Annotated in this window: 16 protein-coding genes; 2 read left to right on the top strand and 14 right to left on the bottom strand. The window is 38.1% G+C overall.

Going from position 1 to position 16568, the window contains the following annotated elements; all coding sequences use genetic code 11:
* Positions 1-48 precede the first annotated feature (48 nt).
* Entirely contained in the window at positions 49-1218 is a 1170-nt protein-coding gene (locus ACIP9W_RS04425) for a M20 metallopeptidase family protein (RefSeq protein ID WP_400786457.1), read from the top strand.
* A 476-nt stretch (positions 1219-1694) separates the two neighbouring features.
* Here the strand turns inward: ACIP9W_RS04425 and ACIP9W_RS04420 are convergent, their stop codons facing one another.
* The 4 genes from ACIP9W_RS04420 to ACIP9W_RS04405 form a co-directional block, all read right to left on the bottom strand.
* The gene (locus ACIP9W_RS04420) at positions 1695-3293 is read right to left on the bottom strand and encodes a M20/M25/M40 family metallo-hydrolase (RefSeq protein WP_400786455.1); all 1599 of its coding nucleotides are present in this window, start codon (positions 3291-3293) and stop codon (positions 1695-1697) included.
* A gap of 63 nt (positions 3294-3356) precedes the next feature.
* Positions 3357-4781, bottom strand: coding sequence for an amino acid permease (locus tag ACIP9W_RS04415; RefSeq protein WP_400786452.1), 1425 nt, complete (start codon positions 4779-4781; stop codon positions 3357-3359).
* An 83-nt stretch (positions 4782-4864) separates the two neighbouring features.
* Positions 4865-5632, bottom strand: coding sequence for a dimethylarginine dimethylaminohydrolase family protein (locus ACIP9W_RS04410; protein ID WP_400786449.1), 768 nt, complete (start codon positions 5630-5632; stop codon positions 4865-4867).
* 13 nt (positions 5633-5645) lie between these two features.
* Positions 5646-6518 (bottom strand): dimethylarginine dimethylaminohydrolase family protein, encoded by an 873-nt coding sequence (locus ACIP9W_RS04405; RefSeq protein ID WP_400786447.1) that lies wholly within the window; start codon positions 6516-6518, stop codon positions 5646-5648.
* A gap of 150 nt (positions 6519-6668) precedes the next feature.
* On the opposite strand from ACIP9W_RS04405, the gene ACIP9W_RS04400 reads away from it, so the two are divergent.
* The gene (locus ACIP9W_RS04400; protein WP_400786444.1) at positions 6669-7406 is read left to right on the top strand and encodes an IclR family transcriptional regulator; all 738 of its coding nucleotides are present in this window, start codon (positions 6669-6671) and stop codon (positions 7404-7406) included.
* A 588-nt stretch (positions 7407-7994) separates the two neighbouring features.
* Here ACIP9W_RS04400 and ACIP9W_RS04395 read toward each other — a convergent pair.
* The 10 genes from ACIP9W_RS04395 to ACIP9W_RS04350 form a co-directional block, all read right to left on the bottom strand.
* Entirely contained in the window at positions 7995-8432 is a 438-nt protein-coding gene (locus ACIP9W_RS04395; protein ID WP_400786441.1) for a HEAT repeat domain-containing protein, read from the bottom strand.
* Positions 8433-8743: 311 nt separating this feature from the next.
* On the bottom strand, positions 8744-9538 hold the full coding sequence (locus tag ACIP9W_RS04390) for a hypothetical protein (RefSeq protein WP_400786439.1): 795 nt from the start codon (positions 9536-9538) through the stop codon (positions 8744-8746).
* Positions 9539-10300: 762 nt separating this feature from the next.
* Positions 10301-11752 carry a ribonuclease YeeF family protein gene (locus ACIP9W_RS04385; protein ID WP_400786437.1) on the bottom strand — a complete coding sequence of 484 codons (1452 nt, stop codon included), beginning with the start codon at positions 11750-11752 and terminating at the stop codon, positions 10301-10303.
* Between the two features lie 65 nt (positions 11753-11817).
* The gene (locus ACIP9W_RS04380) at positions 11818-12264 is read right to left on the bottom strand and encodes a DUF5085 family protein (protein WP_400786434.1); all 447 of its coding nucleotides are present in this window, start codon (positions 12262-12264) and stop codon (positions 11818-11820) included.
* Positions 12261-12719, bottom strand: coding sequence for a DUF5085 family protein (locus tag ACIP9W_RS04375; protein ID WP_282242729.1), 459 nt, complete (start codon positions 12717-12719; stop codon positions 12261-12263). Before ACIP9W_RS04375 ends, ACIP9W_RS04380 begins: the two co-directional genes overlap by 4 nt.
* A gap of 27 nt (positions 12720-12746) precedes the next feature.
* On the bottom strand, positions 12747-13505 hold the full coding sequence (locus ACIP9W_RS04370) for a hypothetical protein (protein ID WP_400786431.1): 759 nt from the start codon (positions 13503-13505) through the stop codon (positions 12747-12749).
* Positions 13506-13522: 17 nt separating this feature from the next.
* Positions 13523-14287: a hypothetical protein gene (locus tag ACIP9W_RS04365; protein WP_400786429.1), complete on the bottom strand. Its 765-nt coding sequence runs from the start codon at positions 14285-14287 to the stop codon at positions 13523-13525.
* A 23-nt stretch (positions 14288-14310) separates the two neighbouring features.
* Complete coding sequence (locus ACIP9W_RS04360) at positions 14311-15882, bottom strand: ribonuclease YeeF family protein (protein WP_400786426.1); 1572 nt, start codon at positions 15880-15882, stop codon at positions 14311-14313.
* Positions 15879-16181, bottom strand: a complete 303-nt coding sequence (locus tag ACIP9W_RS04355; protein ID WP_142539547.1) for a YwqI/YxiC family protein — start codon at positions 16179-16181, stop codon at positions 15879-15881. Before ACIP9W_RS04355 ends, ACIP9W_RS04360 begins: the two co-directional genes overlap by 4 nt.
* An 18-nt stretch (positions 16182-16199) precedes the next feature.
* Entirely contained in the window at positions 16200-16562 is a 363-nt protein-coding gene (locus tag ACIP9W_RS04350) for a YwqH-like family protein (protein ID WP_400786424.1), read from the bottom strand.
* Positions 16563-16568: the final 6 nt, after the last annotated feature.

The raw sequence follows: 16568 nt of genomic DNA, 5'->3' as shown, positions 1-16568 counted from the left end.
ACCCCCTCCATTCACGGGGGTTTTATTTAATGGAAAGGAACTAAAACAATGAAACCAGATATAAATTTAACAAAATGGGTTATTGAACAACGACGTTACTTACACACTCATCCAGAAATTTCCCATGAAGAAGTTGCCACAAAAACATATATAACGGAACAATTACACGCTCTAGGAATCGAGACATATTCCATAACTGGTAAAGACGTCGTCGGTATTGTTTACGGAGAACATCCTGGAAAGACAGTTATTATTCGTTCCGATATGGATGCTTTACCTATACTAGAAGAAACGGGTCTTCCATTCGCTTCTGTCAACAAAGGTGTTATGCACGCTTGTGGACATGACGGGCATATGTCCATTTTACTCGGTATCGCTAAATTACTAGTCAGCAATAAATCAGCTATTCATGGTACGATTCATCTTTTGTTTCAACATGCGGAGGAAGCAGTTCCAGGTGGAGCAGGTGAAATTGTGAAAACTGACTTTCTGGACAACAAAGACGCCATTTTCGGTTATCATTTATGGCAGCCTTTGAAATCTGGTTTAATCGGAGTTCGTCCAGGCTCTACAATGGCAGGTGCAGATCGTTTTTCCATAACTATTTATGGAAAAGGAGGTCATGGATCTATGCCAGAAGAAACGATCGATCCAACGCTTGTTATCTCACATATTATTACGCAGCTACATACCATTGTCAGCCGTAATGTTAAAGCAATCGATCAAGCTGTCCTAAGCATTGGCGAACTAAATTCAGGCACAACTTATAATGTAATACCGGATACAGCGTATGCCTCCGGTACTGTTCGTTATTTCAATATGGAAACATCTCTACTCATCCGAAAAAGAATGGAAGACATTGTAGACGGTGTATGTAAATCGTTTGGTGCAACATGTAAAGTAGAGTACTTCCACGGGGATCCGCCTGTACTAAATAACAAAGCGTTAACCTCTTTTATTCAAAAAACGGCTGTTTCCCTTTTCGGCGAAGAAAAAGTTGTGGAGATCGATCCGATTTTAGGTGCGGAAGACTTCGCTTGTTACTCACATAAAATTCCGGCGTCGTTTACGTTTATTGGTGTCGGTAAAGAAGAGGCTCCATACGGACATCACCATCCGAAGTTTGATATTGACGAAGATATGCTTTCTGTAGGAGTCGAGCTATTTACGACTGGCGTACTCGATTATTTAAGAGATAATTCGGTAGCGAACAATTAATTTTCTCCAATAAATGGCGTAATGCGACAATACTTACTGGGAACGCGACAGATTAGGCTCTGAAAACGACAAAGCCAAGCAAGCGGAAGTTTTTTGGGAAGTAACCCCAGTTAAACTCTATTATTATTGCCGTCTCACTCCAAGCTAACTTGTTTGATGAAAAATGGTTGCTCTCAGGGGTCATTTGGTTGCTTTCAGAATGCCATTGATTGCTCTCAACAATCGTTTGGTTGCTCTTATACTAGAACTGGTTGCTTCCCCTAGCTGTTTGATTGCTCTTAGCCATTTACTGGATATATTTATTCTACAACTACTTAATTGTATGGATTTAGTGCGGCGGCGCGTGCCCACGGAAAGCGAAGCGCAGCCCACTAAGTCGCAGTTTCCCTAAACTGATCGACACGCCCTAGAGCATATAATTTCCTAAATCCATAAAAAAGTGGCTCCATCAACAAACGATGGAGCCACTTTTTCTATTAGTAAAGGCTTTTAATAAGTGTTTCTAGCATAACAGGCATTTCAACAAAGGCACTATCTACATGCAGTCTCTCTGTTCTTTGGTGTGCATCTTTACCGAATGGGCCAACATTCAGCACTGGACCTTTTAGCTGTGCCATATCTTCAAACGGGATACTGTATGTGTCTCCCCAGACTGGTGTGTTGCTTTCAAAGGCAGTCCAACCGTTGCCTGAATCATCATAATTTACATAGCTTAAATCACAAATGCCATTAAAGTAGTGAATTTGATCAATTTTATTATTGAACGATTGTCCTGATTTCTTCAGTAGCTCTACCGCTTCTACAATTAACGGATCATTGGATGTATTGACCGCCGGGTAGTAAGGAGGTGTGAATAATATGACAGTCGCAGGTGCTAGTTCTTGGCACTGAATCATTAAGTTATCAACGATACGCAAGGATTTTTCACGATCGTCCCAATCCTCCTGCATAAGCGCTTCCTGTTTCAAGCGCTCTACTTCCTCTGCTCCTAACTTTTGAGTCGCATAGGCAAGCAATTGTTCATAACGTAATACTTTGACTGTTCCTACGCCCTTTACTTCTTCACGCTGACAAATCTTTTGATAATCGGTATTTAGCGCATCCATCGCCTCTGTAGCCACCTGTTCAAAAAGATCCATCACTTCCGCTGCCGTACGTTTAAATAAAAACACATTATATAATGCTACTGCACGATATGGAGTCTGTGTGGAATAAGACATCTTCAAGTCTTTCTGCTGCAAGGAAACTGGTAATGGCGTACTTTCACCTAAATCCGTTTCACGGAATAGAGAATTCCATTCCATACGTTGAGTCAAGTAAGATGCAATATAGTTCGCCGTCATCCCTTTCATCGGCTCTCCAACATGTGTCTCTTTACCATAAAATAAAGCAGCGGGCATAATTTTACCGATTGTTCCAGAGTAAATATACTCTGCAATATCCGTTGGGTTTTGAGAAAACGATGGCTCACTATTTAAAAACAATTTATATGTTAACCCAAATTCCTCCCGAAGACGTACTAGCTGTGTTACCGCTGCACGCATCCCAGCAGAATTCACTTCCTCATCTGGAACAGTAGTCAACACAAGATTGATCGGCCATTCTTCGACAGTTGCTTTTTCTATTAATTGCATATGAAGTGCAAGACCCATTTTCATATCCATCGTGCCTCGACCAAATAAATACTTTCCAGTTTCTAAATCAATGCGGGCTGACTCTGGTAAATCGCTCGGATCCTCCATTAATTTCTTTGTTAGCTCCTCTGGAAAATATGCGAGTGGTTGTAAAGCACCATACTCCTCTGTTTGGACCGTATCAAAATGGCTGATTAAAACAACTGTTTCTACTGCTTCTGGGTGTTTATATAATGCAGTAACTGCATATCTTCCTAGTCCTGCATCAAGCAACTGTAGATGACTCGGATGATCTTGAAAATACTTTAATTCTCTTAACTTATCCAAAGCTTTAGGAGCAAAAGTAGTTTCCCCTTCTGTTAGCGTAATACTATCCCAACTAACAAGTTCACATAACAATTCTCGAAGTGTTTTTGGTGTACTCCATAATAATTGACTCATTCTCTATTTCTCCTTTGTTGCTAATGCCTAATACAATAATTACTAATATTCAGAAAAAATACGTTAGTTTTCTTGAACAACTTTAGTATTTACTAAGGCTTCTTTTTGGTGTTTTTTCTCTAATCTCAATTTATAGAATAGCATACAAGCGATGAAAAAACCTACCCCATAATATAAACCTACTCGCTGTGTAGGGTCAAATGCTAAAAAGACTAATATTAATAAACAAAACGCTATACAAAATATTGGAACCAACGGATAAAATCGAACTTTATACCCTAAATCCTCGACTTTTCCACCATCCCTTATATAACGTCGTCGGAACATGAGCTGGGATGTAGCAATTCCCATCCACGAAATAGTGACTGAAATCCCCGCTATCGACATTAATAATACAAATACTGTATCTGCCTCCATTACACTTGTAAGTAAAGACAATAAGGAGAAAGCCATCGTAAATATTAAAGCAGTTAACGGAACTTTTCGTTTAGATAAACGACTGAATACTTTTGGTGCCATCCCTTCTTTGGCCATTGACCATAAAAGTCGAGTAGATGCATATAAGCAAGAATTTCCGACAGACAAGATGGCAGTCAAAATAACGAAGTTCATAATACTACCAGCGTATGGAATTCCAGCTAAATTCATCAATGTTACAAAAGGACTTTCCAATAATCCAAGTTCTGAAGCTGGGAAGATAGCCGACAATACAATAATAGATGCAATATAAAATACGACAATTCTAAAGAGAATTGTTCGAATTGCTTTAGGAATATTCTTTTCTGGGTTTTCCGTTTCACCCGCTGCAATACCTACCAATTCTGATCCTTGGTAAGAGAAAATAACATTCATCATCGTCACGAAAACAATAGCAATCCCCGCTGGGAACAATCCTGTAGGTGCTAAATTAGTAGCGAATGGTGTAGCTCTTTCTTCCAATGGAATAATCCCGAAAATTGCTGCAGCACCAATAATGATAAACAGAATTACCGCAACAACTTTAATACCTGCAAACCAAAACTCTGCCTCCGCAAAAGCTCTCGTTGTAAGCGCATTCAAAGCAAATAATAAAACCATGAAAATGGCACACCATATCCAAATTGGTACATCAGGAAACCAATGCTGCATAAGTATCCCGGCTGCAGTAAATTCCACACCGGCTGTAGCAGCGGATCCTACAAAATACATCCACCCAAGTGAAAATCCTGCAGAAGGACTTATAAATTTTGTCGCATATGTTTGGAAGGATCCCGTAACCGGCATATAAACAGCTAGCTCTCCTAGACAAACCATGACCATATATAAGATTAGACCACCAAATAAATAACCAAGAATAGCTCCCCCAGGACCAGCTTGGTTAATCGTATAGCCAGCATTTAAAAATAAACCCGTCCCAATTACCCCTCCAAGTGAAAGCATAAATAAATGACGGCTTTTCATCGAACGATTTAATAAATCTTGCTGTGATTGTTCCCCAATATTAGACATACTATTTCCCTCCCCTATTACGATTTAGTGGTTCTTACTGGTACGCTGGCACAAGTAAGAATCTTTTAATATATTTTCCCAAGTTAGAATCTCAAAGATAAACAGCTAAGACCTCCGTCTTGCTTTTGTACTTCAGACATATCAAGTTCAATTGTTTCGTAGCCTGCTTCGTTGATTTTACGTTTCGTTTCGTTATATCCTTGTGGAATAATCACATAATCATTTACACGAATACAGTTTGCTGAGTATTCATCTTCATCGGAAATAACGATTTTATCGTATGCATCAAAAGCTGGGTGATCGACAAATTCACCTGCTACTACCATTTTGTTATTTCCTAAATAAGCGATACCTGTTTTCAAATGAAAGAACTTTTGAAGAGGAATGATTGTTGCTTCAAATCCTTCGCTTTCTAGAATTTCTTTTAACTGGCGTGCTCCTTCTTCATTCGTACGTTCTGAAATTCCGATATAGAATTTATTATCCGCTTGAAGAATATCCCCACCATCAAGAGTGCCAGGTGATTTAATATAATGAAATTTCTTATAAAAATCTTTTAAAACGCTTTCAATTTCCACGATTTCTCCATTACGAGAATCCGCACCAGGATTCGTAACAACCGCAAAATCAGCAGTTAATACAGCAGCGTCTTCCACAAATGTTGAATCTGGAAATTCTTCACTCGCTGAAAGAAGTGTTACTTCTACTCCGCACTTTTTCAAAGCTTCGACATAAGCCTCATGCTGAACTAGTAATTTATCATAATCTGGTTTCCCAAGATCAGATGTAGTCAATCCTTCTACATAGCTTTTACCAGGTGTTTTTGCGATTACTTTTTGAAATTTACTCATTTTATTTTCCCCCTTAATTTCTTATAACCGGACTTGTCAGACATGTTGGACCACCAGTTCCTAAAACACTGATTTCGCGTCCTTTGTATTCATATACCGTTGCTCCCGCATCTAGCAATTGTTGTTTCGTAGATTCATTGCCTTCGACTAGCACACAAACACGTGGCGCAAGAGCCAACACATTACAGCCGAGATTATCGTATTCTGCCTTTGGTACTTCTACTAGTTGAATACCACGCTCAATTAGTAGCTGACGGAAAAAAACTGGCATCAATGGTGAATGCACTGCCGCCAAGTCTTTATCGACCATGCTTATGAAAGACATCAAATGTAAGCATTCCGCTTCTCCTTGATCATGCGGAAGCTGCACAACGATGAACTCCTCCACAAATGGAGCCGTCATTTCTTTTAATTGACGAATTGCTTCATCATTCGTACGGTATCCACGACCTACTACCAATGTTTTATCATCCAACCAAACAATATCTCCACCGTCAGACACTGCATCACCAGTTAACTCTCCAATAATAGGAATCTCTTTTTCTAAAAGAAATTCTTTATAAACAGCTGCTTCTGGCTGTCTTAACTTTTTCCCTGATTTTAAAATGATGGCACCTGCTGGCGTAAACTTTACGGGATCATGCGCGTAAATTGAATCCAATCCTACCTTGTCTGTTGCTGGAAGATAATCAATTTGAGGTACATGTTTTTCTAAAATCTCGATGAATGTTTGATATTCACGAACCACTTCGTCCAAATCAGGTTCTTCTAGATAATTGAACGTTTTCCATTGATCTGAAAGATGTTCTTGACTAACAAAAGCTTCGTTCGGATGTTTTACAATTACTCTTTCTAACTTTTTATACATAGATGAGTTATAAGACATTTCTGCTCCCCCTTTTCCGTATATCGGAAAACGTTTCTGATTAACGGAAAGTTTATATTTAAAATATATGGTTTTTATGGTATGATGTCAATGTATTTCGAAAATTTAAAACATATTATTTTAAGATAATAAACAGGTGGTGACTTACATATGCAATCCATTACACGTGCTATGACTGTTGCAAAGGTATTAGCTTCGCATACCAATGAAAAAGGAGTAAGCATTTCGGTGCTATCCAAACAATGCGAGCTTCCACTCAGCACGATGCACAGATTGTTACAAGCCATGATTAAACAAGGCATGGTCGAGCAAGATGAACATTCCAAACTATATCGCCTTGGCATCGTTTGGTTGGAATATGGTTTACAAGTGTACGATACAATAGACTATGTTAGTAAAATCCGACCTGAATTAGAAAAACTCTCGAAGGAAGTAGAGGAAAGTGTTTACTTAAGTAAACCTGTTGGAACAGAAGCGATGATTGTCGAAAGAATCGATAGTGAAAACAATTCTATCCGGATATACGACCAGCTCGGGTTACGTATCCCTATGCATATCGGTGCTGCCAATAAATCAATGCTTGCAGCTATGCCTAGTGCTCAATCTGAAAGTATTTTGTCAGATCTTGTACCTGCTGACAGAATTCCTGATTTTCTACAAACACTTCACCAAATTACAAAGCAAGGTTATGCAGTTAGTCACTCTGAAAGAACGGAAGGCACCTCTTCTGTCGCAGTTTCTATAAAAGACAGCCTTGGACAAATCATCGGTGCAGTAAGTGTTGGTGTCGTTAGCTTCAACCTAACGGAAGAACGTCTCGCATTCCTAATAAGTAAAGTAATGGAGACTGGCAATAATATATCTACAAAATTAAGATCAAATAACTAAGATATCTGCCAAAGGAAATGGATAGAATATGTAATATAGGGAAACTGCACTGTAAAAGTTTTATAAAGGTGACCGCTAAGATTTTCGCTGCAGTCGTACGCTTTCCGCGGGGTGAGCGATGAGCCTTTCCCTCCGCTTAGGGCGTCGTTGGAATGTCTCATTTTGCTCCCTCATCCGGCAGGAGTCGACGCCTGTAGTGAAAATCAATGGTAAATTCTTTTTTATTTTTGATCGACTTGCTAAAAACAAAAACATCAATAGATTTTTGACTAAGTAAATCCATTAAATGGCTAAGGGCAATCAACCAATTATTAAAAGCAACCAATTCTACTTGGAAAGCAACTAAATTAGCATAAGAGCAACTAAATTACTAGTGAGCGCAACCAAATCGATGTTAAAAGCAATCATTCCTTAAAATAACAAGTTTACTTGGAGTGAGACGTCGATGACTACCGTTGCAGTTTCCCTATACGGTGTAGTATTTCAATAACACCAATTCAATAATTTCGAGTTCCTAAAAAAAGAGAGCAACCGTCTATTCGACAAGTTGCTCTCTTTCTATATATTATCCGAAACTGATTCTTTATTTTACTTCAAGTTAGCCCATTCGTTTTCAAGCCAAACTTTGAAATCAGAACCTTTTTCACCTTCGTATGCATCATACACGTCAATGCGCATTCTTTTTAACTTTGTTGCAAAATCCTCAAAGGAATGATCTGCTGGTAAACTCTTTTTCACGCGAACGAAGACTTTATTAGCTCCTTTAATCACTTCAAACTTTTTACGAGCAGGCATCGCAGCTTCCTCTCCAAACTCAAGAAGGATACGGTATGCCGCTTCCTGAATTTTATATACGGGGTCATTTGCTAGTCTAGATTTCATAATGTCGATTACTTGACTAGTATTGTATTTCCCTAATTCCTCCACTGCATCATAACGTGCTCTCCAATTGGAGGTGCGATTGGCCGCCTTTTTTAATTCCTCATAATTCTCCGGTAACTCATTATTCACGATCTTTTTACTCAACTATTCCAAACTCCTTCTTTTGTTCGACTCTTCCTTACTGTCACATCTCATCATTATATACTATGATCGATCATTCTCCTATTTTTACCGGACAATCTTCTTTTATCCCGCATTAACGTGCAGTAAGACTCCCACTTCAAGATTTAAGAATAGCGAAAAGATAAGTGGGAGATCAACTGCCCGTAAAAGCCCGAAGAAATGATCCCAGACTAAGCACGCAACATCGTGTTGCAACGTCTGTGTGACCCACATCGTGTGGGTCACAACTAACAATCAGTGGGGGATGAACCCCCACTGATTGAAGTTTCACTTTATAGGATTTGTTCGTGTTGGTTTTGGACTCTTCTAAGGACATCTAAAATCTCCGCCACGATTTCTATAGCTGAGCTTTGTTTTCCTACTAATAACTCTACATTGTTTTCGTTGATCATTTCAAAAGTCCAATTGCTAGTAGTGGATGTGAGTACATGTAGACCTTCAATTGCCCAGTCATTATGTTCTTTATAAAAGATGAGTAAGCGATTATTATGTATTTTGTTTTTTATAGAATGATTTAAAAGCCTACTCATCTTTTTTAAATCTCCATTTTTATTGAACTGTACTAGTTTTTGTTCATCTATTACGGTTCCTTTTTTTATCCATTCACTATAATAGCTAGTTGGGACAAAGACTTTTTCTTGGGAATAGACTTTTTGTTTGTCTACTCCTGCAAGCATCCGTGGATAGATGACATTGTTCCACGTATCACTTGGAGCCCCGTGCATATATAATGTATACTTCTTATCTTCTTGCTGTGAGCATTCGACTACATTGTTCTTACTAAAATAAAACAAAGACTTCTTTTCTCCGTCTGACAATATTTCCACCGTTAAATTTGTTCTAGACATAATCCATAAAGCATTTGCAAATCCTTCTTCTAAATCTATTTCCCCGTTTGAAAAGCGCACAAGCTCTAACGCATGTAGCTTTTTATAGGTTTTTTCCCATTCTATTTCTATTTGTTCTTTTGAAAAACCTAAGAAGGGATCAGAAAATCCTATTAAGGCTTTCGTGTTCAACGTTTGCATCATGACAAAAATATCACTTACTGTAAAAGTAGGAACCATCTTACCTCTTCCCTTCCTTCTTTCGTTTTTTCTTATTTTTCCTCTTATATCGCTCACTCTTAGGTAAACCAAACTCCGGATAAAGCTGTTTTACAATATCTAAGTTTTTGCAAATAAAAAAATAACGATGAATATAAATGGAAAAAAAAGCAGTTAGGAGCGAAAAAAAAGAAATACATACAATAAGTAATATAGATAAAGTGGAATCAGTATGTATAAAAGACAAGACTATTTGCCCTAATATATAACTAGCTCCCCCAATAGCTATCCAACTTACAGGAATAGTGCTTTTTTGCTGTAATCTATGATAGGTTCCCGAATATAAAGACTTCCAATTCATCCAGTTCATACCCACCAGCAACAAAATAAACAACAATATACCTGTTATGAAAGGCCATAAGCCAGTTGCCCCCATATTTACATAGAGCAACTTTTGAATAACTAAAAAATATACATAGGTGTTTACTACTCCATAAATTCCGAAAAATAAATAATACGACTTCTCATTTTTATACGGATCTATCAAATAAATGATAGCCCAAATTTGAATAATTGCTATCGGAACAATTGCAGCTATCAAAAAAGGAAGGGAAAAAGGATCTCCTATGATTGGAATGATTCCAAACATGTATAAAAAAATTAAAAAGAATCCAATTATATTGGATCTATTCTCCTTGGGTGTTTGTAACTTTAAGTAAGATTTTGCAATCTTATCTATGTTATTCTTTTCTATTGGAACTCACCTCTATCTACCTACTAAATCTAACTAAACCAAGAGGACACCTTATCAATAACGCCTTTCGTTCCTATCTTAATAGCATCTCCTATGGAATCCTTTTGGCCATCATTGTCAACATCCATAATATCAATTTCACTCAAAACAGTTGTTACAACTATCCCTGTAACAAGTCCAGCTACTGCTCCAACTGCAACACCTACTGGTCCACCGAAAGAACCCATTAAAGCTCCTGTTTGAGCACCTGCCCATGCGGAAGCTGCAATAGAAGCTCCAGCCACTGCTACATCTCCTGTAACATCTCCTGCAATTTTGCTACCTGACTCGTTATTTTGAATGCCATGTACAATATCTCCTCCAGCAGTGGCAATAACGCCTAAATAACCAACTTTATTTCCCGCAAATTTAAGCGATTCCTTTACATTAGTCGCAGCATCAACACGCTTAAATATCTTCGTATAATTGGTAGCATTCTTACCTGAATAGGTCTTCTTTTTAACACCTATCAATTCAGGCTTCGTCAATTTTAACACAACTCTTCTTTCCCCTTTCGCAGTAATACGCTCTTCTCTTTTAATACCAAAACCTTGGGCAGCAAGCCTCCCTTCTTTTCCAGCAACATAACCAGAGTAACCAAAAACCCCCAGGCTAGCAGCAGCATTGATCGGCTTGTCTTCCCAACCATTAATATTCATGCCGACTGTACTTAAAATTCCTTCCCATAGATTTTCTACCGTATAACTAGGTGAAGAAACTTCCACATCATTTTCTTTTACTCTAGGGTTCTCTTTGAGTAAATCCAATTGATGCTGCCTGTAAAACTTTCCTATCGGCGTATTCTCTTGTAACATGTTCCAGTTTTCACTTGGAAAGTTTACATCGGTCAACCCTTCCTCTATAAGAAGCTCCATATCGCTTATCCATGTCTCTATATGTAAAAGAGCAGCCTCTATAACAACAAGTGCATTTGTTTGTGTACTATCAAATTCTTCTAATGCTGTGACCGTGTCATCTCTTTTATTCCGACTATTCATGACTCCGTCTTGAACGCCACTGTCATCTAAATGAGGAAGTGCCACAATATCAGAAACCTGATCCATAATCGCATTCGCTTCTTCCGTAAGATTACCGGTAATTTCTGAAATCTCTGTTAGTCCGTCTTCGACATCTTCCTGCAAGAAGCTTTGACGTATAAAACCATTCGTATTCGGTTCCAGAGAAGAAAGTGCGGCATCCATTTGCTTAAGAATACCATCAAACTCGTTTTTAAAAGTCATAAAAAAATGCAATAAAGGCAAATGACAATTATCATAAAATGATCGAATGGCTTGAGCCCCTTGCCCTTTAAAAGAGTCCTCCATCGCAACAAGTCCATCGACAGCCAGTTGAATTGCCTTCATTTCTTCTTCTATTCGACTAAGCATTTGAATGTTGCGCTGCAAGCCTTCATGAAAAGGGTTAACATCTAAAACCTTCACATAAACACCTTCCCTGTCTGAGCATTATCTTAGTTTTCCATGATCTTTATTAATCTCTTTATTTTTTACAATACTCCTAGACTCATTTCCGCATAGGTTCGATTAGATCTTGTTTTCTTGAACTGAACGAATACAGGCGTTTTTTGAGTCATATTATGTTCTTTTATATAGGTGAACAACTCCCAATACTTAACTTGTGATTGCACTTCATAATTTTCAGTTACTCTTGTCATAAGTAAATTATCGACAATAAAATAGCTACTGAAATTTATTTCTTCTTCCTTTGGGAAAGCAAAATGGCTTTCTGCAATTGGTAGAAAAACCTGAGCTGTCATCACTTCTGCCGTCGGATCACTAATAATCGAAAAAAATATCACTCCTGTTGGATGATACCCATGCCCTGTTAGAATTTCATCAAAGTCATTTAACGCGATATCAATTTCCTCTGGCAAAAAATTATATAATTTCGATGCTACGTTCCGGTAAGCAATTTGATGGTTTTCTACAATCATCCTTCATCACCCTGCCCTACTACTGGCACGTACAAATCGATTATATAATCGCCGTACACTTCCAATAATACACAATAATACGTATCATCTAGCTTTATCCCTCTAGCATTCGCATACGATTTTACTTTTTCATACGCCGCATAAAAATCCACTTCTTGGTCCGCTTGTCGAAGTAACAAAGCCCTTTCTAACACTAAGACATCTTTAAAAGAAAGATCTCCCTCATCTGCCAGTACAACCGGACTACTGATCGGCAAGTAATATGTAAAACGACCTGATTTTTCATCTGTCGCACTTTGCTCAAATGAAAAACATATCGGTCCATTGCGATAAACATCCTTATTCAGCGTAAAGTCTTCCAGCATATAAATACTTTCCTGCCAATCTGCTTTCTTCTGCTCCACTTTATATGTCAACACATTCTCAAAAACTAATGAACACATTTCAATTCCCATCCTCATTCACCCTTTCTCCAATTTTTTCTACTTATTTAAATAACCACGCTTGTTAAAATTAAAGCTTTTAAATCGGAATTTGCAATATAAGATGACAAGTTGTTCCGGCAAAACAAATAACATAACTAAAAATAAAGCAATTCCAATTACAATGACTACTATCATATTAATGTCATCAATCGCAGATATTCTAGCAATATATTGAATGATAAAAACTACTCCTAAGCCTCCCACAGTTGCTGCAGGGACGATAGATTTAGTTTCAAAATGACTTCTCAAAGCATCTTTTTTAGTCCCTTTTCTATAATGCCCTTTTCTCAACAGCCTAATAAAACGTATAAAAGTAGCAACAAAGATTAAGAGTCCAATTCCCAGAATAAAATACGTAAATTGAATAAGAGATTCTGCATTCGCTACCTCTCCTTCCCCATCGTAACCAATAATAAATAAGGCACTTATGAACAAAGAAAAGGAAAATAAGTTTTGCGAAACTAATATGGATAACAAATACTGCATCTTTTCACTTTTTTTATATACTATAGGAATGGCGTAAATAAGTGACAGTACGCTAAGTATTACTGTAAATACAAAATGGCTCAAAAGAATTTGATCTTTATATGGATAGACGGTGTACCGACCTGCCACAAAATATTCTAATGCAAATAGCAAAGCCTGGAAAAGTATAGATAGTAGTAGCATGCCTCCCAAAGATCCAGGGCTTTGTCTTCCAGATTCAAAAGGCCCTCTTAGTACTGCAAAATCTTCTTCCTTAAGTTTTCCGAGCATAAATGGTACCCTCCGCTTTAATTGAATTGCCGCTTGTTAACAAAACCTCGCTCACTAAAATTAAAGCTTCTATATCGAAATTTACAATACAAAATAACAAGTTGCTCTGGAAGTATAAAAAGCATGACAAAAAATGCGAGAATACCTCCGACAATCAGAATAATCATATTCAAATCATCAATTGCAGATTTTCGGACAATGTATTGAATGATAAAAACAATCCCTAATCCGGCAATAATAGAAGACGGAATATAAGAAGTTGTTTCAAATCTACCTCTCATTTCACCTTTTCTCGAGCCTTTACGATAATGACCGTTCTTCAACAATATATAAAAACGGATAAACGTTGCTAAAAACACTAAGAACCCGATCAATAAAACAATATAGGTAAAGTTAAGCAGGGAATCAGAGGTAGCAATCATTCCTTCCCCATCTTTTCCGATTAAGAATAATGCCATTATGAGAAATGGGATGGAAGACATATTTTGAGTAACTAGGATGGAGATAAAATACTGCACTTTCTCACTTCTTTTATAAACCGCTGGAATTGCATAGATTAAAGACAACACAATTAATACAATGGTTAACCAAAAATGTGCTGTCAGTATTTCATCCTTATATGGATAGATGGTAGAATCAGCGGCCATATAATACTCAAGTGCATAGAGCAATGCCTGTAAAAATATACCCAGAATTAAGACAAAAGCTAAGTTCGCTGGGCTTTGTCTACCGGAATCTATAGGACCTCTTAGCACTTCAAAATCTGCTTCCTTAAATTTCATAAAAAACCACTCTTCTTTCTTTATTAATGGAACCATCCTTTTACATGATCCATTACCGATTTATCCTCTTCCCCAAACTTGGTATTTAACGCAACGTTGGCAAGTATTCCAAGTCCAACCCCTACCGCTGTTCCAACACCTGGTATAGGTATAGCCACTGTAAAGGCAGCAGTAAACCCTGCCTGAACTGCTCCTCCAACCGCCACATCAATTGCCGTATCAACTGTAGCACGTCCTGCAGCTTCTCCATCACTAAGACCTTCATCTTTTGCCGTTGTGTAGTTGCTATAATAACTTAGTCCTGCACCTATAGGGCCCAGTGCTTTTCCAGCGCCTTTGAAAACTCCACTTGTTGCTATACCTTTTACATCCACTAAATCCGTAAATGATTTTCCTGCACTTTTTAGAGCGGCACTTCCGACCGTTTTTGCTTTTTGGATATTGGTTGCTTGGTCATTAAAGTAAGCAAGAGAAGGATGCTTTTTCAATGCTTCATCCCCAGTCCCAGACCAACCGCTCTGTCCTGGTTTTTTCGTTCCATATTTAAGCGTAACTTTATTGTTCGCTGCAATTTCATAATGCTTAGGAGACCATTTTCTATTTCCTTTTGGCACATTTTTCATTAATTCTTTAAAAGCTTTAGAGTCTATATCTACTCTCAAGTTTTTTAAAGCATTGCCAGATGCATTGATTCGATAAGAATATTGGCCGGTTTTTGGATTAAATACCCTGGAAGTAGTAATCCCTCCATCTTTCCCTGCCACATACATACCGAAAGCAGATATTCCGCCAGTAAGTCCTGTATTCAACCTTTTCGCGTGTCCTACTGCGTCCTTCAACATCATAACAGTCGGATTTGCGGAAGAAACATCCCCAGGATTTTCCTCTTCCCCGTCAGCATCCACATTATCCGTTTTCCCTAAACGGGTATCTAGCTGTGTACGAAGTGGATGACTTTCCGTATACTCTCCCCACCGGTCTGCCGGAAAATCAATATCCGTCAAGCCGTCATTCATCATGCCTTCTATTTCTAATAACCATAGTTCTAGCGTAAGTAAATCCGATTCAATTTGCGTTAATGCATTCGTCTGATTTGTGTCAAACTCATTCAAATCTGTAACTGTATTATCTCGCTTTTTCTTCGCATTACTAACACCATCTTGCACACCGCTATCATCTAAATGAGGAAGTGCCACGATATCCGCCACTTGATCCATAATGCCATTTGTTTCATCTGTGAGATTACTAGTTACTTGAGAAATTTCCGTTAGTCCTTCTTCTAGTTCTCCCACTAAAAAACTTTGGCGAATAAAACCATTACGATCTGGCTCTAATGCATCGAGTGCAGCACCCATTTGGGTAAGGGTGCTATCGAATGCGGCTTTAAACGTAATGAAAAATTGTAAGAATGGCAAATGACAATCATTGTAAAATGCTCGGATAGCATTTCCACCTGTTCCTTTTAAAGAATCTTCCATTGAGACAAGACCTTCTATGGCAGTTTCGATTGCCTTCATTTCCCCTTCAATTCGGTTAAGCATATTTATATTTCGCTGTAAGCCATCGTGAAATGGACCGACATCTAATATTTTCATGGTGCCACCCTCTGCGGTCCGTCGATTGTACATTGCATAGCGGTCGAAATAGTTTGATCCGTTTCATTCATAAATTCAACAGAACTTGTAGTGGTCTGAATGTTTGTGTTTAACACGGTTTGATATTTTGTCAATAATTGCTCCAGTTTTGTTGAAAGATCTGTCAATTTCGACACAACATCCAGTGTATTTCCTGTAATTGGCGGTTCTGCTTTTGGATTAAGCGATTCATTCGCGTTTGTCATTTCCCCTAGCTGCATTTCCACATCGGCATATACGATTTTCACTTCAGTTGACATATTGATTCACCCCCCACATTATTTAGATGAAGCAGCGGCTCTTTCTCTAGCTTCTTCTGCCTCTAAGTTCGCAATCGTTTGTTTGATCGATTCAATTTCTGCTTGCAATGACGCAATTTTAGCTGATATTGCACTAAATACAGCAGAGAATTGAGCGCCCGTTATTTCTAAATAAGAAGCATGAATTCCTGCTTCCCGAATGTCATCAAAACTAGTTGCAAGTGTTCCAAACCATGTCGTCGTTGTAAGTTCTGGCTCTAAACACTTATGTTCATTTTCATTGAATTGTCCTTGTTTTTCTGAGAGTGATCCTTGGCATTCGATTAGTCGTCTTAGTTCTTCTTGCTTCTTGTGCAACAGTGCATAATAATATCCAAGCAAATGTAT

This window comes from Psychrobacillus sp. NPDC093180, from assembly GCF_044754065.1.
Lineage (GTDB): Bacteria > Bacillota > Bacilli > Bacillales_A > Planococcaceae > Psychrobacillus.
The sequence above is the reverse complement of the archived record's forward strand: the minus strand, read 5'-3'. Positions and strand labels throughout refer to the sequence as shown.